At 72.0% G+C, this 18,113-nt stretch carries 14 protein-coding genes and 1 pseudogene; 9 read left to right on the forward strand and 6 right to left on the reverse strand.

Annotated elements, in window-relative coordinates; translation table 11 throughout:
* Nucleotide 1: 1 nt before the first annotated feature.
* Nucleotides 2-1,120, reverse strand: a complete 1,119-nt coding sequence (locus ACFY1S_RS11510; protein ID WP_387115642.1) for an LCP family protein — start codon at nt 1,118-1,120, stop codon at nt 2-4.
* A gap of 145 nt (nt 1,121-1,265) precedes the next feature.
* Between ACFY1S_RS11510 and ACFY1S_RS11515 the strand changes: the two genes are divergently transcribed.
* Together ACFY1S_RS11515 and guaA are read left to right on the forward strand one after the other, a co-directional pair.
* Nucleotides 1,266-2,963, forward strand: coding sequence for an FAD-dependent oxidoreductase (locus tag ACFY1S_RS11515; protein WP_387115644.1), 1,698 nt, complete (start codon nt 1,266-1,268; stop codon nt 2,961-2,963).
* A 153-nt stretch (nt 2,964-3,116) separates the two neighbouring features.
* On the forward strand, nt 3,117-4,673 hold the full coding sequence (gene guaA / locus ACFY1S_RS11520) for a glutamine-hydrolyzing GMP synthase (protein WP_387115646.1): 1,557 nt from the start codon (nt 3,117-3,119) through the stop codon (nt 4,671-4,673).
* Between the two features lie 7 nt (nt 4,674-4,680).
* Here the strand turns inward: guaA and ACFY1S_RS11525 are convergent, their stop codons facing one another.
* Entirely contained in the window at nt 4,681-5,037 is a 357-nt protein-coding gene (locus ACFY1S_RS11525; protein ID WP_387115649.1) for a PspC domain-containing protein, read from the reverse strand.
* 143 nt (nt 5,038-5,180) lie between these two features.
* On the opposite strand from ACFY1S_RS11525, the gene ACFY1S_RS11530 reads away from it, so the two are divergent.
* The 3 genes from ACFY1S_RS11530 to ACFY1S_RS11540 all read left to right on the forward strand — a co-directional run bounded on the left by ACFY1S_RS11530 (nt 5,181) and on the right by ACFY1S_RS11540 (nt 8,466).
* Nucleotides 5,181-6,131 (forward strand): NUDIX hydrolase, encoded by a 951-nt coding sequence (locus tag ACFY1S_RS11530; RefSeq protein ID WP_387115652.1) that lies wholly within the window; start codon nt 5,181-5,183, stop codon nt 6,129-6,131.
* 160 nt (nt 6,132-6,291) lie between these two features.
* Nucleotides 6,292-7,185, forward strand: a complete 894-nt coding sequence (locus ACFY1S_RS11535; protein WP_387115655.1) for an NUDIX hydrolase — start codon at nt 6,292-6,294, stop codon at nt 7,183-7,185.
* A gap of 345 nt (nt 7,186-7,530) precedes the next feature.
* Complete coding sequence (locus tag ACFY1S_RS11540; protein ID WP_387116050.1) at nt 7,531-8,466, forward strand: CDP-alcohol phosphatidyltransferase family protein; 936 nt, start codon at nt 7,531-7,533, stop codon at nt 8,464-8,466.
* Between the two features lie 60 nt (nt 8,467-8,526).
* Here ACFY1S_RS11540 and ACFY1S_RS11545 read toward each other — a convergent pair whose 3' ends face one another.
* From ACFY1S_RS11545 to ACFY1S_RS11555, 3 genes and pseudogenes are all read right to left on the reverse strand, one after another.
* Nucleotides 8,527-9,780 carry a phosphatidylserine decarboxylase gene (locus ACFY1S_RS11545; RefSeq protein WP_387115658.1) on the reverse strand — a complete coding sequence of 418 codons (1,254 nt, stop codon included), beginning with the start codon at nt 9,778-9,780 and terminating at the stop codon, nt 8,527-8,529.
* Nucleotides 9,781-10,312: 532 nt separating this feature from the next.
* Nucleotides 10,313-10,549: pseudogene (locus ACFY1S_RS11550) on the reverse strand (hypothetical protein); the annotation flags it as partial.
* A complete protein-coding gene (locus ACFY1S_RS11555) occupies nt 10,546-12,315 on the reverse strand; it encodes a PspC domain-containing protein (RefSeq protein ID WP_387115661.1) in 1,770 nt (589 codons plus the stop codon). The gene ACFY1S_RS11555 and the pseudogene ACFY1S_RS11550, both read right to left, overlap by 4 nt.
* 157 nt (nt 12,316-12,472) lie before the next feature.
* Here ACFY1S_RS11555 and ACFY1S_RS11560 point away from each other — a divergent pair, with 157 nt between their 5' ends.
* The 3 genes from ACFY1S_RS11560 to ACFY1S_RS11570 all read left to right on the forward strand — a co-directional run bounded on the left by ACFY1S_RS11560 (nt 12,473) and on the right by ACFY1S_RS11570 (nt 15,765).
* Nucleotides 12,473-13,735 (forward strand): PspC domain-containing protein, encoded by a 1,263-nt coding sequence (locus ACFY1S_RS11560; protein WP_364375376.1) that lies wholly within the window; start codon nt 12,473-12,475, stop codon nt 13,733-13,735.
* A 2-nt stretch (nt 13,736-13,737) separates the two neighbouring features.
* Nucleotides 13,738-14,424 (forward strand): response regulator, encoded by a 687-nt coding sequence (locus ACFY1S_RS11565; RefSeq protein WP_387116053.1) that lies wholly within the window; start codon nt 13,738-13,740, stop codon nt 14,422-14,424.
* Between the two features lie 192 nt (nt 14,425-14,616).
* Nucleotides 14,617-15,765, forward strand: coding sequence for a Cys-Gln thioester bond-forming surface protein (locus ACFY1S_RS11570; protein ID WP_387115665.1), 1,149 nt, complete (start codon nt 14,617-14,619; stop codon nt 15,763-15,765).
* A gap of 399 nt (nt 15,766-16,164) precedes the next feature.
* Here ACFY1S_RS11570 and ACFY1S_RS11575 read toward each other — a convergent pair whose 3' ends face one another.
* Complete coding sequence (locus tag ACFY1S_RS11575) at nt 16,165-16,308, reverse strand: hypothetical protein (protein ID WP_364375370.1); 144 nt, start codon at nt 16,306-16,308, stop codon at nt 16,165-16,167.
* Between the two features lie 128 nt (nt 16,309-16,436).
* Between ACFY1S_RS11575 and ACFY1S_RS11580 the strand changes: the two genes are divergently transcribed.
* On the forward strand, nt 16,437-18,077 hold the full coding sequence (locus ACFY1S_RS11580) for an ABC transporter substrate-binding protein (protein ID WP_387115669.1): 1,641 nt from the start codon (nt 16,437-16,439) through the stop codon (nt 18,075-18,077).
* Nucleotides 18,078-18,113: the final 36 nt, after the last annotated feature.

Below are 18,113 nucleotides of genomic sequence, written 5' to 3' on the forward strand. Positions count from 1 at the left end.
GTCAGTTCTTGACCACCAGCTTGGGGTGGGCGGCCAGGTACTGGTCGGCGCGGCCGGCGCGCAGCTCGGTGATGAACGTACGGCCCTCGGTGGTGAGCTGTTCGCCGCGGTAGGCGCTGCCCTTGCCGACCCCGGAGCCGGGCAACCCGACAAGGACGAAGCGGTCCTCGGGCACCCCGCTCAGCGCGTACGCCAGGTCGACGATCCGGTTGCCGCCCACGTACACGAGGGTGTCGCCGAGCGCCGCGACCACCTGGTCGACCCGCTCGGGTTGCCGGGCCAGACCCTCGTCGAGGATCTTGCGGGTCAGCGCGCGGATGAGCTGCTGCTGGTGGCGCTGCCGGGCGTAGTCGCCGCCGGTGATGTAGCGCTGCCGCGCGTAGTCCAGCGCCTGCCAGCCGTTGAGGTGCCGCTCACCCTTCTCGTAGATCTGCTGCGGCCCGGTGTACCCGCCGGGCGCGCTCTCCCGGTACTTGCCGTCCGGCCGGCGGTGCAGTGAGGCGACCCGCTGGTCGACGTAGATGTCCACGCCGCCGAGGGCGTTCACGAGCCTGTCGAACCCGGTGAAGGTGAGCACCGCGCCCGCGTCGATGCGCAGCCCGGTGTAGCCGCTGACCGTGCTGCGCAGCAGCTCGTACCCCTGGGCGGTGCTCGGCTGTTTGGGTTTGCCCGGCACCCGGCTGCCGTAGCTCATCGCGTGGGTGAGCTTGGTCTTGGCGCCCTTGTAACCGGCCTTGGGGAACGCCGGGATGTCCACCAGCAGGTCGCGGGGGAGCGAGAAGAGGTACGCCCGGCCCAACCCCTTGGGCACGTGCAGCACCAGCACGGCGTCGGAGTGCGGCTCCCAGCCGGGCACGCTGACCCGGGTGTCCACGCCTACCAGCAGCAGGGTCAGCGGGCCGGTGATGTTCGCGCCCGGCGGCGGGCCGCTGGGGCTGGGGGTGGGCGTGTCGATTGGCGACGGGCTCGGCGAGCCGGCCACCGGAGCGCCACCCGGCCTGCTGTCGCCGGTCAGCCGGGTGACCACCACCGTCCCGGCGACGATCAGCGCGACGGCGGCGAGGGCCGCCAGGCCCAGCAGTAACCACCGTCGGCGTGGTGCCATCGACCCGAGGACCATGTTGGATTCCTTCCACCCGTCTGCTGAACAACGCTCCGACAGGTGCCCCGGGTTGCGGCCGGGCGGCGTCGGGTCGGTCGGCCGGTGCATGATCGCGCGAAAACGGGCGCTGGCGCGAGCGCTACTGGCGAGTAATGATGCGTCCATGCGGTATGACGTGGTCGTCATCGGGTCCGGCTTCGGCGGCAGCGTCACCGCGCTGCGACTCGCGGAGAAGGGATGGTCGGTCGGCGTCCTGGAGGCCGGCCGGCGGTTCGCCGACGACGAGTTCCCGCAGACGTCCTGGCGGGCGCGGCGGTTCCTGTGGGCGCCGAAGCTGGGGTGCTACGGCATCCAGCGGCTCACCCTCCTGCGCCCGGCCGACCGGGGATCCGGCAGCGGGGTGCTCGTGCTGTCCGGGGCCGGGGTGGGCGGCGGTTCGCTGGTCTACGCGAACACGCTCTACGAACCGCTTCCGGCCTTCTACGTCGACCCGCAGTGGCGGGACATCACCGACTGGCGTGACGAGTTGGCCCGCCACTACGACCAGGCGAAGCGGATGCTCGGCGTCACCACGTACCCGATGGACACCGGCGCGGACCGGGCCATGCGGGCGGTGGCCGAGCGGATGGGGGTGGGCCACACCTTCCACGCCACCCCGGTGGGCGTGCACATCGGCCGGCCCGGTCAGCGCGTCGCCGACCCGTACTTCGGCGGCGCCGGCCCGGAGCGCACCGGCTGCCTGCACTGCGGCTCGTGCATGACGGGCTGCCGGCACGGGGCCAAGAACACGCTTGTCAAGAACTACCTCTGGCTCGCCGAGCGGCAGGGCGCGGAGGTGCACCCGTTGACCACTGTGACCGCCGTCCGGCCCGCCTCCGAGGGCGGGTACGAGGTGCACACCGTCCGCACCGGCGCGTGGGTACGGGGGCGCCGGCAGGTGATCCACGCCGACCAGGTCGTCTTCGCCGCCGGCGCGCTCGGCACCCAGCGACTGCTGCACGCGATGAAGGCCGACGGGGCGTTGCCGGCGCTGTCGCCCCGCCTCGGCGAGCTGACCCGCACCAACTCGGAGGCGATCCTGGGCGCCTCGGTGGAGCGCCAGCGGGCCCGGGCCGAGGGACTGGACTTCAGCGAGGGCGTGGCGATCACCAGTTCGTTCCACCCCGACGCGCAGACCCACATCGAGCCGGTCCGCTACGGGCGCGGCTCCAACGCGATGGGGCTGCTCCAGTCGCTGCTCGTCGACGGCGGTCCGCGCCGGGTGCGGCGCTGGCTGGGCAGCATCGTGCGGCAGCCGGGGCTCGCCGCCCGGATGCTCTCGGTCCGTGGCTGGTCCGAGCGGACGGTCATCGCCCTGGTGATGCAGTCGGTGGACAACTCGCTGACCACCCGGTGGCGGCGCGGCGTGTTCGGTCGCCGACTGGTCACCGGCCCGGGGCACGGCACTCCGAGCCCTACCTGGATCCCGGCCGGCAACACCGCGGCCCGGCTGCTCGCCGAGGAGATCGGCGGCACCCCCGGTGGCTCGGTCACCGAGCCGTTCGACATCCCGATGACCGCGCACATCCTGGGCGGGGCGGTGATCGGCGCCACCCCGGCCGACGGGGTGATCGACCCCTGGCACCGGGTGTACGGCCATCCGGGGCTGCACGTGGTGGACGGCGCGGCGGTCTCGGCCAACCTCGGGGTCAACCCGTCGCTGACGATCACCGCGCAGGCGGAGCGGGCGATGTCGTTCTGGCCCAACCGGGGCGAGGAGGACCCACGACCACCCCTGGGCGCCCCGTACCGCCGTCTGTCACCCGTCCCCCCGCAAAACCCCACGGTCCCACCGGACGCCCCGGGCGCCCTGCGCCCCTAACCCCCGCCGATCTTGCAGTCTTGTCGTCGTTACGCGTTATTCGTGAACTTTTGTCGCCGCAGGAAGTGCACGATCGCGGGGAAGGGAGATGGGGCGGGACAGGGGGCGTGCCGGTGGCGGGGGTGCCGGTGACTGTCGGTAGGCTTTGTGCACATGAGCCTGCCTCGCCCTGTCCTCGTGGTGGACTTCGGAGCCCAGTACGCCCAGCTCATCGCGCGCCGGGTCCGCGAGGCGAAGGTCTACTCCGAGATCGTGCCCCACTCGATGCCTGTCGCCGAGATGCTTGCGAAGAACCCGGCCGCGATCATCCTCTCCGGCGGCCCGGCCAGCGTCTACGCGCCGAACGCCCCGCAGATCGACGCCGACGTGTTCACGTCGGACGTGCCGGTCTTCGGCATCTGCTACGGCTTTCAGGCGATGGCCCAGGCGCTCGGTGGCACCGTCGCGAAGACGGGCAACCGCGAGTACGGCGGCACACCACTGCGCCCCCGCCTGACCGAGCCGGGCGTGCTGCTGCGCGACCTGCCGGCCGACCTGCCGGTCTGGATGAGCCACGGCGACTGCGTCACCGAGGCGCCCGAGGGCTTCACGGTGACCGCCGAGTCGGCGGGCGCGCCGGTGGCGGCGTTCGAGGACGTGGCCGGGCGTCGTGCCGGCGTGCAGTTCCACCCGGAGGTCGGGCACACCGCGCACGGTCAGGAGATGCTGACCCGCTTCCTGTACGACATCGCAGGCATCGAGCCCACCTGGACCCCCGCGAACATCATCGACGAGCAGGTGGCCCGAATCCGCGCCCAGGTCGGCGACAAGGAGGTCATCTGCGGCCTGTCCGGCGGGGTGGACTCGGCGGTCGCCGCCGCGCTCGTGCACAAGGCGGTAGGTGACCAGCTCACCTGCGTCTTCGTCGACCACGGCCTGCTTCGCGCCGGTGAGGCCGAGCAGGTGGAGAAGGACTACGTGGCGGCCACCGGCATCAAGCTCAAGGTCGTCGACGCCGAGGAGCGGTTCCTCGGCGCGCTGGCCGGGGTGACCGACCCGGAGCAGAAGCGCAAGATCATTGGCCGGGAGTTCATCCGGGTCTTCGAGGCCGCCGCGCGTGAGGTCGCCGCACACGGCGACGTGGAGTACCTGGTGCAGGGCACCCTCTACCCGGACGTGGTGGAGTCCGGCGGCGGCACCGGCACCGCCAACATCAAGAGCCACCACAACGTCGGCGGCCTGCCGGAGGACCTGAAGTTCGCCCTTGTCGAGCCGCTGCGCACCCTGTTCAAGGACGAGGTCCGGGCGCTCGGCCTGGAGCTGGGCCTGCCCGAGGCGATGGTCTGGCGGCACCCGTTCCCCGGCCCCGGCCTGGCCATCCGGATCATCGGCGCGGTCGACCGGGAGCGGCTCGACCTGCTGCGCCGGGCCGACCTGATCGCCCGCGAGGAGTTGACCGCCGCCGACCTGGACCGGGGCGTCTGGCAGTTCCCGGTGGTGCTGCTTGCCGACGTGCGCAGCGTCGGAGTGCAGGGCGACGGGCGCAGCTACGGGCATCCCGTGGTGCTGCGCCCGGTCTCCAGCGAGGACGCGATGACCGCCGACTGGTCGCGGCTGCCCTACGAGGTGGTGGCCCGGATCTCCACCCGGATCACCAACGAGGTGGCCGAGGTCAACCGGGTGGTGCTTGACGTCACCAGCAAGCCCCCGGGCACCATCGAGTGGGAGTGAGCGCCGCTCAGGCTGCCGGCGGCGTGCTGGACGGGGTCGTCGGCGGGTAGGGCGGCGTCGGGGCGTACCCAGGCGTCTGTTGGCCGGGCGCGGGCCCGGCGGTGGCCTGCGGCGCGGCGCCCGCCGGGTGCGGCCAGGCCGGCGCGCCGGTGGGCTCCTCGGGCATCAGGAACCACATGATCGGGTACGCGAGCAGCGCGAGCCCGCCGGTGAGCAGGCCGGTGACCGCGAAGACCACCCGGACCAGTGTGGGGTCGACGTCGAAGTAGCGGCCGAGGCCGCTGGCGACCCCCGCCACCATGCGGTCGGTGGTCGGTCGGCGGAGCTGCTTGTACGGGGCGCGGGGAGCGGTGGTTGAGGTCATGCCTCCACGGTCCGCGCTGGTGCCGGGCCCGCCCTCGGTGACCGCCCGGATCCTTACCCTGACCGATCCCTGATTGGGGTCAGACAGTCAGGAATCCGACTCTTTTCCGTTCCGGTAACCCGGCCCGGGGAGAATTTGGACCCGTGACCACCATGCTGGAGCCGCTCCGCAGGATCGCGGCATACGCAGTTTGTGCTGATTCAGACGGCCGAGTGTTGCTGGTCCGCGCATCGGAGCGCTCCGGCACCCCCGGCACCTGGTCGTTGCCCGGCGGGGCGGTCGACCACGGCGAGGACCCGAACCACACGGTGGTCCGGGAGACCGCCGCCGAGACGGGCCTCTCCGTCGCCGTCTCGGGGTTGGACGACGTGCTCGCCGACATGCGGGCACTTCCTGAACGCGGCATCACCATCCACACCGACCGGCTGATCTACCGGGTGGCGGTGCGCGGCGGCACCCTCGCCGACCGGGCCGGCGAGCGCCCCACCGACCTGGCCCGGTGGTACACGCTCGACGAGGCGCGCCAGTTGCCGCTGCGCTCGTTCACCGCGCGTGCCCTCGGTCTGCCCGCCTCCTCGGCCGACGTGGTGCCCGACGAGGTGCCCGAGTTCCCCTCCTTCTACGCGGTGCCCGGCCCGGACGGGCTGCACCGGGCGCAGCGCTTCGCCGCGTACGCGGTGTGCACCGATCCGGCCGGTCGGGTGCTGCTCACCCGGATCTCGGACGGCTACCCGGGCGCCGGCTGCTGGCACCTGCCGGGTGGCGGCACCGACTACGGCGAGCAGCCCGGCGCGGCGCTGATCCGGGAGCTGGTCGAGGAGACCGGGCAGACCGGCCGCCTCGTCGAGCTGCTCGGGGTGGCGAGCCACCGCGACGCCGCCTCGCTGGGCCCGGAGGGCTACCCGATCGACTGGCACGGCGTACGCGCCTTCTACCGGGTGGTGGTCGACCAGCCCAACCCGCTGACAGTCGCCGACGTCGGCGGCTCGACGTGCGAGGCCCGCTGGTTCGCCCGCGAGGAGCTGGGCGCCCTCCCCACCGACCGCCTCACCGAGGTGACCGCCGAAGCAGTCCAAGCCGCCCAACTAACCTGACCCACCCCCGGCTCCCCGGCTCCCCTCCCACCCGCCCTCCCTCCCTCCCACCTGCCCTCGCCGCGTCGATCATGAAGTTATTGTCAGGACACGCCGGGATGGACGGCGACAACTTCATGATCGACGAGTGCTGTGGGCGGTAGGCGGGGGAGCGGGCGGGATGGAACTGGCGCGACGGGTTGGGGTCTACGGGGTTCTGCGGGATGCCGGGCGGGTTCTGGTTGTCCGGGAGGGCCGGGAGTCGGCTGTGTGGTCGCTGCCCGGAGGGCTGGTGGCGCACGCCGAGCACCCCGAGCGGGCCGTCGTCCGCGCCGTCTCCGGGCAGACCGGTTCGACGGTGGCGGTGGGCCGACTGCTCGCCGTCGTGGCCGACGTGACCGTCCTCGCGGAGGAGGACATCTCGCTGCACACCGACCGGTTGCTCTTCGAGGTGACCGCCCGGGGCGGCGCGTCGGGCAGCGCCGGAGACGGCGAGGGGGAGACCCGTTGGGTCACCCCCGAAGAGGCAGCCCGGCTGCCGCTGACGCCGTTCAGCGCCGAACTGCTCGGCGTCCCGGTCACCCCGCTCCCGGCCGGTACGCACCGGTCCGCCGAGCCGATCCCGCCGCCGCACCCCGATCGCCGGCTGCGCTTCGGGGCGTACGGGCTGGTCACCGATCCGGCCGGGCGGATCCTGCTCACCCAGATCGCGGACGGCTACCCGGGTGCCGGCAAGTGGCACCTGCCCGGCGGTGGCACCGACCACGGCGAACAGCCGACCACCGGGCTGCTGCGGGAGCTGGTCGAGGAGGGTGGGCAACTGGGTCGGGTGGTGGAGCTGCTCGGCGTGGACAACCTGCACAACCCCGCCGCGCTGGGCCCCGAGGGCCGTCCGCTGGACTGGCACGGCGTACGGGTGATCTATCGGGTGCTGGTGGACGTACCGACGGATGCGGTGGTCACCGAGTCCGCGGGCGGTTCCACGGCCCGGGCCGGCTGGTTCACCAGGGCGCAGGCCGCTGACCTGCCGTTGACGGGCATCGCTGCCTCGGCAATCGGACAACGGGGTCGATAACACCCCGCTCACTGAGCCGCGATGGTGACCCTCCGGTACAGTCAGGAGAGGGATGACGGAGGAAACGGGCGTTGATGCCCGGGATGGGAATAAGAGAGCGGTTCGCGCGGTTTAAGCCAGATGGAAGTACCGCCGGCAGCTATCGCCAAGTCCTGTTCCCCTATGCGATGGTGTACTCCGCAAAACGGCTGCCGGGCCATCGAAGGTCCGGCACGAGACAGCCGGACACCCCGCCCACGGCGGGCCAGCCGATCCGGTGATGGAGGAAACGTGCCGAGAGCCCCATGGCGCCGGCGTCGTACGACTGACAGTCCGCGCCCCGCAGGGCGTCGCTGGGCGGGCCCGTTGCGCCGCAGCAGCACGTTCGCCCGCCAGGTGCTGCTGGTCCGAGTGGGTCGCCGTGACGACGACCTGCGGACCACCGACCTGGCGCTGCCCGAGCACCGGTACGTCGACAGGCAGCGCCGCCGCTACGGTCTGGACCGGCTCAGCCGGCCGCCGATCGACGCCACCCGCGCGGAGATCGAGGCGGTCATGCCGATCAGCCCGGCATTGCCGATGATGCACACCGACGAGGCCACGGCCGGGTCGATCCCTCTGCTCCCCGGTGAGCGCACGATGGCCCGCCGGATGAAGTTCGGCGTGGTCAACGCCTGCACGCTGGCCAGCCTCATGCTCGGCATGCTCGCCATCTTCCTGGCCATGCAGGGTGAGGTGCGCATCGCCGCCCTGTGCCTGATCGCCTGCGTCATCTTCGACGGGCTCGACGGCGCTCTGGCCCGGCGGCTCGGCGTGGCCAGCCCGTTCGGCGCACAGATGGACTCACTGGCCGACATGTGCTCGTTCGGCCTCGCCGCGCCCGTCGTGGTGTACGCCTCGCTCGCCGGCTCCGTGTCGACGGCCGCCGCCGCGGTGGCGTGTGCGCTTGTCGCGGCGTGTGCCGCGATCCGCCTGGCCCGCTTCAACGTCTCACCGAAGGACGGCCGCTTCTTCTGCGGTGTGCCCACCACCATGGCCGCCGCGGTGCTCGCGGTGACCGTGGCGATCGGCCTTCCGGTGCCCGGTCCGGTGCTTGTCGCAGGGGTGGCGCTGCTCGCCTTCGCGATGGTCTCAAGCTTCCCGTACGCCAAGCTCGCCCGCCTGGTCAAGATGCCGCCGTGGCTGTGGCTGGCCCCGGTGATCGGCGCCCTCGTCGACGTCCGGCTCACGTTCGCCCTGATCGTGGTCGGCTACCTGGTCAGTGGCCCGGTGCTCTGGCTGCGGCAGCGTCGTACCGCCTGATCGAGCCACGCAGAACGGGGCGCCGCGAACAGCGGCGCCCCGTTTCTCGTTCTGTTCCGGTCAGCGCCAGCGGGCGATGACGCTGGCGCCCCCGACGACCTTGTCGCCCGGACCGACAAGCGGGTCGGCGGCGTCGGCCGGCAGGTAGACATCGGTACGCGAGCCGAACCGGATGAGACCGAAACGCTCACCCTTCGCCAGCAACGCGCCGATCGGCGCGCGCTGCACGATCCTGCGCGCGATCAGCCCGGTCCGCTGTGCGACAACCACGGTGCCGCGCGCGGTGTCCAGCACCGTGTACGCCGCCACGTTGTGCTCGGCGTCCGGCTTCATGGCGTTGACGAAGCCACCGTCGGCGACGAAGTAGTCCACCACCTTGCCGGCGACGGGCGCCCGGTTGACGTGCACGTCCAACACCGACAGGAAGACGGCGATCCGCAGCCACTCGCCGTCGCCGAAGCGCTCGTCGTGCAGCCGCTGCACCGACAGGACCTGCCCGTCGGCGCTGGCGACAACGGCGCTCGGGTCCTCCGGCACGTCCCGCTCCGGGTCCCGGAAGAACGCGGCGACCGGGCCGGCGGCCAGGGCGGGCAGCAGCCACAGCTTCGACGACGGGCGCGCCACCCGGGCCAGCGCGGCCAGGCCCAGCGTGATGCCCGCAGCCGCCACACCGTTGGAGTCGATGTGCATCCCGCGGGTCAGCCTCACGCTCGACGGCCGGTACGCCGGGGTCAGCCGGGCCGCCGTGGCCGGGTCGGCCGGGGTGAACCGCAGCCGGTAGATCCGCAGCGGAGGTGAGTTGCGCAGCACCAGGTCGGCGCCGACCCCGTGCAGGGCGTCCTGCCGGGCCAGCTCGGCGGCGGCGCCGGCCGTGCGGCCGGGAGTGGCGGTCGTCGCCACGCTCAGCACCGCGCCGTCGGCGAGGTACTTGGCCAGCCCTTCGACGCCGCCGCGGGTCTCCTCCACGGTGCCGGCGAAAGCCTCGCCGGCGATGACCACGGCAGCGGCCTCCGCCTCGGCGAGTGAGTCGACAACGCGCACCCGCTCGGACACCCAGCGGCCCTGCGCGGTGACGTGCTCGCGGAGCAGGTTGGCGTCGGACGACTCGGCGGGCACCACGGTGAGCCGGTCGCCGGGGAGCAGCGCCTCGATCGCGGCGGCCAGCACCGCGGACTCCGGGATCGCCCCGACCAGCAGGGCGGCCTTGGGATCGTTGATCCGGGCCAGCTCGGTGACGAGCGTTCGGGCGGCTCGCTCGCCGATACGGACCGGACCGGACCGACCGGTGGTACGCACGGCGGGGGACTGGGTCATGTCGGACGGGCTCCTGACGGGGTAGCGACGGGAATCGCGGCGGGACCGCCATGGCGGGTCGGGCCGGCCGGCGGAGGCGGGATCTCCACCGGTCAGCATATGCGCCCGTCCGCGCCGGCCACACCGCCGAGGCGGTCGAGCGGCCGGCGCGGACGCCCCCGTCGCGTCACGGCTCGGTGCGCCGTGCCCCCCGCTCGTCCACCGGCCGGTCGTCGGCGGCCGGCACCTGATGGTCGACCCGGGTCGGCTCGTCACCCGTCGGGCCGGCCTGATCGGGAACGGGTGCGGTGTCCGGCTCCGGCGGCGAATGGGCCAGCCACGCCGGGTGGATCACGTCGCTGGGCGGCGCCTCCGGTGTGCGGAACTCCGCCGTCGGCGCCTCAGGTGTGCCGAACTCCGCGGTCGGCGCCTCCGGTGCCGGGGGAAGGTCCCAGGTGGAGCGTTCGGCCTCCCAGCTGGGCAGGGGCGCACCGGAGGTCGGGACGTCGACCGCGGTGAGCGGCGTGGTCGTCCCGGAGACGGGCGCGTTCGCTCCGGAGACCGGCTGCGTGGCGGCGGTCTCGACTGCCGACTCCGGCGGGGCCGGCCGGCCGGAGCGCAGCGCGCCGACCAACCCGAAGACGCCGATCAGGATCAGCGCGCCGGCCAGGAACCAGCCGACAGGCGGTAACGCGAGCCCGAGCAGTTGGGCGAGCAGCCACCAGGCGGACAGCGCCAGGAACACCAGCCCGAAGGCGAACGACACCAGGTCGGTGCGGTGAGCCTTCATCGGGTCACCTCCAGGTTTCCGGCATTGACGTGGATGTACAGGCGTAGCGTCCCGCCGCCGGCACCGTCAGGGCCGAGGTCGGTGGACTCCCGCAGGCGGCCGTCCAGCCCGCCGGAGTGGTTGCCGAAGACGGTGGCGTCGCCCGCGTTGACGTCGGCCACCGTGGTGACGTCCACGTTCGGCGGGACGACCACAGTCGCCTGGCCGAAGTTGATCGCCACGGTCACCTGGGCGTCCCGTTTCGCGAAGTCGATCCCCCGCAGGTCGAGCACGGCGTCACCGAAGCTGTTCTCGTACCTGTCGGCGAGGTCGCGGTAGTCGGTGGGCGCCCAGGTGACAGCGCCGTCGACCCCCCGGATCCGGTCGTACGACTCGGCGACGGTAGCCGTGCCCAGCGCGGCGGCCGTCACCAGACCGAGCGCGATCAGCCAGCGGGCCCGGCCGAACCAGGTGCCGACCAGCAGACCCAGCCCGATGGTGGCGAGCGCGGCCGCGAAGTACGCCGACGCGCCGATGTTGAAGACGTCGAGCAGGTCGAGCAGGGCGACCAGGCCGAGGGCCAGGAAGATCAGGGAGAAGGTCACCGCGCCGAGCGGCGAGCGCTCCTTGGGCCGCTTCGGCGGCTTCGGCGGCTTGCGCGGGGGGTACGCGGGCGGTGCCGGCGACGCGTACGGGCCGTGCGGGGCGAACGGGGGCCGGTAGCCGCCAGGTGCCGTCGGGGTGCCGGGGGCGGGTGCCCCGGTCACCGGTGCCGCAGGCCAGCCGGAGCTGGGAGCCCCGGTGGTCGGCCAGGCGGGCGGGGGCGTCGGCCAGCCCGCCTGCGGCGAGGACGTCGTGCCGGACGGCTGCCCGGCTGTCGCTCCCACCCCGGAGACCGGTTGCGTGGCGGCCACCGGCGGGGCGTCGTACGCCTGGGTGGGGGTGGTGGCTGGCGGCGTCGCGTACGCCGGGTCGCCGCCGGCCAGGGGCACCGTCGCCGACGGGCCGGTGGGAGGCGCCGCGCTGTACGCCGGAGCCGGCCAGCTGACCGGCGGGACCGGGCCGGGTGGCGTACCGACAGGTGGAGGTCCGACAGGCGCGCCCGGCTGCGGCCCCCGGCTGTCCCGGTTGAGCAGCAGCGCCCCGCCGATCAGGATGGCCGCGCCGAGCAGCACCGCACGGAAGGCGTCGGTGACGATGTAACCGAAGCTCGCCGCGACCAGGATGCCCAGGATGATCACGGTCACCGGCGACATGCTGGACCGGCCGCGCCCGAGCATGGACTCGACAGGGGATGCCGTGTCGCCCTCGTTCGGGATGATCAGCCACGCGGCGACGTACACCAGGATGCCGATGCCGCCGAAGAACCCGAGGACGGCGAGCAGCACCCGCCAGAGCACCGGATCGGTGTTGGTGGCCCGGCCGATCGCCGCGCAGACCCCGGCGAGGTAGCGCCCCTCACGCGGCCGGACCAGGCCGTACCGCGAGGTGAAGCCGGCGCCGCCGAGCGGCGGTGGAGGCGCGGACGGACCGGGACCGCCCGGACCGGACGGTGTGCCCCCGGCCGTGCCGTAGCCGGTGTCCGGCCCGTAGCCGGTGCCGGGCGGGTAGCCCGTGCCGCCGCTGCCCGCGAAGGCCGCGGTGGGGTCGGCGCCGGACCCGGCGGCGGGCGGGCCGAACGTGGTGGGCTCGGCCCAGCCGGACGGCGTGGCGGCTGGTGGTGGCGGTGCTGAACCGCCCGGCTGTGCCGACCCCGGGCGGGCCGGCTGGGCAGCTTCCTCGGTCATGCCTCGATCCTGCTGCGCGGTCCGCCCGAGCGACCTCAGGACCCGACCCTGACCCCACCCTGAGATCTGGACGGCCGGAATGTCGGGGGCGTCCCCGTGGTCGCGGGCGCCGCAGCGTGTGACGATCGGATTCACCGATCCCGACCGACCCGCCACCGTGACCAGGGAGCCCGCGATCAGCACCGTCATCCCGCCCCCGCGCCTCTACCGCGCCCCCGAGCATCGGATGGCCGCCGGTGTCGCCGCCGGCATCGCCGACCACCTCGGCATCTCGGTGCTGCGCGTCCGGGTCGCGTTCATGGTGCTGCTCGGCCTGAGCGGGCTGGGCCTGCTGCTGTACGCGGCCTTCTGGGCGGTGGTGCCGCTGCGTCCCGGAGACACCGCCGTCCCGCCCCGACGGGACGTGGCCCAGCTCCTGCCGTTCGTGGGGATCGGGCTCGGTGTCCTGCTGATCCAGGTGATGGTGTTCGACTCGGTAGGCGCGGCGGGCACCGCCGGCTGGCTGGTGGCCATCATCGCGGTGGGGGCCGGTGTCATCTGGCACCAGTCCGCCCCCGAGCGGCGCCGACGGTGGGGCGACACCCCGGTGCCCTGGCTCGGGGCGGTGGTCGAGGAGAGCGACAGGCGGGCCTTCGTGCTCCGGTTCATCGGCGGGGGGATCCTCGTCGCGGTCGGCATCATCGGTGTGGCGGCCGTCTACTCGCCGGCACAGAACTTCGACGCGGTGATCAACGGCGTGATCTTCGCGCTGGTGGGGCTGGCCGGGGTCGGCGTGGTCGCCGCGCCGGTGCTCTGGCGGACTTACAACCAGCTCCGCTCGGAGCGCGAGGGGCGCATCCGCGAGCAGGAGCGGGCCGAGCTGGCCGCGATGGTGCACGACCAGGTGCTGCACACGTTGGCCCTGATCCAGCGCAACGCGGGGGACGTCAAGACGGTCCAGCGGTTGGCGCGGGGGCAGGAACGGTCGCTGCGCAACTGGCTCTACAAGCCCACCGCGTCGCCGCACGAGCGTTTCGCCGCCGCCCTGGAGCAGGCCGCCGCCGAGGTCGAGGACACGTTCGCCATCACCGTGGAGGCGGTAGTGGTGGGGGACCGGGAGACCGACGAGAAGGTGGGCGCGCTGGTGGCGGCCGCGCGTGAGGCCCTGGTGAACGCGGCCCGGCACGCCGGGGTGCAGACCGTCTCGCTCTACGCCGAGGTGGAGCCGGACCAGGTGAGCGTCTTCGTCCGGGACCGGGGGAAGGGCTTCGATCCGGATACCGTGGAGGACCACCGGCACGGCGTCAGCGGCTCGATCATCGGGCGGATGAAGCGGCACGGCGGACGGGCCGAGATCCGGTCCGGACCGGGGGAGGGGACGGAGGTCCGGTTGATCCTGCCGATCTCCCGGGACTCGTCCGCAGCGGAGAGGAACAGATGACCATGGCCGAGCAGCCGACCGAGCACCTCGACCCGGCGCAGGCCCGCCCCGAGCGGCTGCGGGTGTTCCTGGTGGACGACCATGCCATGTTCCGGGCCGGCGTACGCGCGGAGTTGGGCGCCCACGTCGAGGTGGTGGGCGAGGCGAGCACCGTGGCCGAGGCGGTCACCAGGATCGCCGCCACCGGGCCGGACGTGGTGCTGCTCGACGTGCACATGCCCGACGGTGGTGGACGCGCGGTGCTGGAGGCGATGCGGCGGGGCCACCCACAGGTCAAGTTCCTGGCGCTGAGCGTCTCCGACGCGGCCGAGGACGTGATCGGTCTGATCCGGGCCGGTGCTCGGGGGTACGTGACCAAGACGATCTCGCCGGACGAGCTGGCGGCGGCGATCCGTCGGGTCGCCGACGGTGACGCGGTGTTCAGTCCGCGGCTGGCCGGGTTCGTGCTGGACGCCTTCGCGGCCCGGCCGGACGCCCCGGTCGCCGATCCGGAGCTGGACCAGCTCACCAACCGTGAGCGGGAGGTGCTGCGGCTGCTCGCCCGGGGGTACGCGTACAAGGAGATCGCGAAGGAGCTGTTCATCTCCATCAAGACGGTGGAGACGCACGTGTCGAACGTGCTGCGCAAGCTTCAGATGTCCAACCGCTACGAGCTTTCCCGCTGGGCGGCGGACCGAAGGCTTGTGTGACCCATTCCTCTTCCCCGACATTTGGGGTAGATGCCACGGATACCGCGGCTGGGGGCTGACAAACGATCAGCCCTCACTCCATACTGCCCCGGTCCCGTCTCCGCGCGTGGGTGCTGAGCATCCCGCGGAGGCTGCGGCTCACGTGTGCCCGCGCGAGCGGGTCACCCCTGGGGGAGAGGTACGCGAATCTTGATGTTCGGACAACGAGGACGACGTTGGGCTCGGGTCGCGTTGGCGGCCGTGGCCGGTGGCGCGCTGGCGTTCGGCGTGGCGGGTGCCGCCTCCGCGGCCCCGGCCACCGGTGTGGCCAAGGCGGTCGAGGGCACCGAGGTGACCCTGAAGCTCGACGGTAAGCCGCGCACCACGTCGGCGCTGGCGCTCAAGATCGACGGCAAGCTGGTGCCGGCGTTCTGCATCGACTACCGCACCGCGGTGAAGCTGGACGGCAAGTACGAGGAGGGCACCTGGGACGAGTCCCAGGTGAAGAACCTCGGCAAGGTGCAGTGGGTGCTCACCCACGGCTACCCGAACGCCGACTCCGCGAAGCTTCTCGCCGCCGCCGGCGTCGACACGAAGATCGGCAAGAAGCGGCTGGAGACCCTGCTCTACTTCGGCACCCAGACCGCCGTCTGGCACTTCAGCGACGGCATCGAGCTGGGCGCCTGGGAGAAGGGCCTGTTGGCCCGCGACCAGTACGAGGTGATCACGAAGGTCCGTGACTACCTGGTCAAGAACGCCACCGACCAGCCGGAGCCGCGGGCCGAGCTGTCCGTCGACCCGGCCAACGCCACCGCCACGGTCGGCGCGAAGGCCGGCCCGTTCACGGTGAAGGGCCCGGCGGGCGCCATCACCGTCGCCGCCACCGGCGGCGCGGCCGTCGACGCCGAGGGCAAGCCGGTCACCACGATCGCCAACGGCGGGCAGTTCTGGCTGACCGCCGAGGGCGCCGGCACGGTGAACGTGACGCTCACCGCGCAGGACTCGGTCTCCTTCGGCCGGGTGTTCCTGTTCACCGGCACCAAGAAGGCGCAGAAGCTGATCCTCGGCGGTAGCACCGGCGCGACGGTCACCGCCAAGGCCGCGGCGTCGTTCACGGCGGTCCCGTCGAGCCCGACCCCCACCCCGACCGTGTCGGCGTCGCCGACTCCGTCCGGCACCCCGACGGCCACCGCGTCGCCGGTCAGCCCGGCGCCGTCCACCTCGCCGGCCAGCGGTGGCGGCGCCCTGCCGCTCACCGGTTCGCCGATCGCGGCGGCGGCGACCGCTGGCGTGCTGCTGCTCGCCGCGGGTGCGGTGGCCGTGCTGATGGTCCGCCGTCGCAAGGTCCGCTTCACCGCCTGATCCACTCCGGCTCCACCCGGCCCCGGCTCCGCCTCGCGCGGTGTCGGGGCCGGTGCCGTTCGTGGCCCGGCGGCGGCGCGATGCCGTTCCGCGCGCCGCCGTCGAGGATCAGACGAGCAGCCCGGACGCCCTCGGCCACCCAGCCGACGATCTTGGCCGCGCGGAGGAAGCCCAGGTCAGCCGGACGGACAGATAACGAGAGCGTGTTTCAGGCCGGACGAAGCGCGAAAACCTCACACGACGCCCGCCCCCTTACCGCCGTCCTGGCCGGTTCGTCGACGTATTTCCTGCTCAGGGCTGCCCGACCCGACCCCTTTATGATCATTTTTCAAGTATCGGCAACGTGGCGGGCAACTAACGGCTTGATAACGGCACCTTCACGGAAGCGGCCGGTGGGTGTCACAGTGGCAGCACCTCACCCTCGGTGTGTGGCACCCCGTACGGTCCACGACCACGACCCTCGCTGTTTCCACGGCGGATCGTGGCCGTGTCGCCTGCGTAGGGCCACGCCTCGGCGGTGGGCAGCCCGGCGGATCGGAACATCAGGGGTGTGTCTCCAACTTCCCTGTGATCCCGACGACCCGCGCCCCCGGGGTGGTCGGGCGGTGTCACCCCCAAGACGTGCGTGAAACCCACGACGGAACCAGGTTAGAAAGAGGAGGCCCCTCGGAATGAGAGTCTCGAAGCGGGCGACGAGCGCGATCGCGCTCAGCGCGGCTGCCGCGCTTGTCGCGAGCGGTTGCTCGAGCGGTGACGGCGACGGCGACGCCGCCGCCAGCAAGGACGGCTCGATCGTTATCCACGGCGTCCAGCCGGAGAACCCGATGGTCCCGTCGAACACCACGGAGACCGGCGGCGGCAAGATCGTCGACTGGCTGTGGACCGGCCTGGTCGAGTACCCGAACGACGGTGGGGCCCCGCGCAACGCGCTGGCCGAGTCCATCGACACCAAGGACTCCAAGGTCTTCACGATCAAGATCAAGAAGGGTACCAAGTTCCACGACGGTACCGAGGTGAAGGCGAAGAACTTCGTCGACGCCTGGAACTGGGCCGCCTACTCGCCGAACGGTGCGCAGAACGGCACCTTCTTCGCGGACATCGCGGGCTTCGACAAGACCTACACCGAGGACCCGGACGGCCCGGACGGCCCGAAGAAGGCCCCGGAGCCGTCGGCCAAGGAGATGTCCGGCCTGAAGGTCATCGACGAGCAGACGTTCGAGGTCACCCTGGCGGCCCCGACCGCGGTCTTCCCGACCAAGCTCGGCTACAGCGCCTTCATGCCGCTGCCGGACGCCTTCTTCACCATGAAGCCCGAGGACTTCGGCAAGAAGCCGATCGGTAACGGCCCGGTGAAGTTCGTGTCGTGGGAGGACAACGTCCTCATCAAGCTGACGCGCTTCGACGACTACAACCTGCGCGACAAGATGAAGATCAAGGACGTCGACGTCAAGCTGTACCAGGACGAGAACGCCGCGTACAACGACGTGCTCGCCAACAACCTCGACTTCCTCGAGACCATCCCCACCTCGGCTCTCGCCGGTGACAAGTGGAAGACCGACCTCGGTGACCGGGGCCTGTCGACCACCACGCCGTCGACCGCGTTCATCGCGTTCCCGCTCTACGACAAGCGCTTCCAGGACCCCAAGCTGCGTCGCGCGGTGTCGCTGTCGATCAACCGGCAGGAGATCTCGGACAAGATCTTCTTCGGTACCCGCAAGCCGGCCGACAGCTGGGCGAACCCGCTGACCCCGGGCGCCAAGCCGGGTAACTGCACCGCCTGCAAGTTCGACCCGACGACGGCCAAGCAGCTGCTGACCGAGGCCGGTGGCTTCACCGGCGAGATGGTCCTCTACTACAACGCCGACTCCAGCCACAAGGACTGGATGGACGCCGTTGCGCAGCAGATCAAGACCAACCTCGGCATCGAGGCTCGGGCTGAGGGCGTGCCGACCTTCGCGGTCTTCCGCCAGAACGTCAACGCCCACAAGATGACCGGTCTGTACCGCGCTGCCTGGCAGCAGGACTACCCGGACGTGGAGAACTGGGTCAACCCGCTCTTCATCACCGGTGGCTCCTCGAACGACGGCCTCTACAGCAACAAGGAGGTCGACACGCTCGCCAAGCAGGCAAGCGCCGCACCGAGCCTGGAGGCCTCGCACGAGGCGTTCGCCAAGGCTGTCGAGCTGGTCGACAAGGACGTTCCGACCATCCCGATCTACTTCTACGGCCAGCAGTCCGGCCACTCGGAGAAGATCAAGAAGCTCGAGCTGAACAACGTCGGTGAACTCGACATCACCTCGGTCGAGCTCTGATCCGAACGGTCTGACCCCGGGTCGGGCTCGCCACAT

The organism is Micromonospora sp. NPDC000663 (genome assembly GCF_042898105.1).
Taxonomy (GTDB): Bacteria; Actinomycetota; Actinomycetes; order Mycobacteriales; family Micromonosporaceae; genus Micromonospora.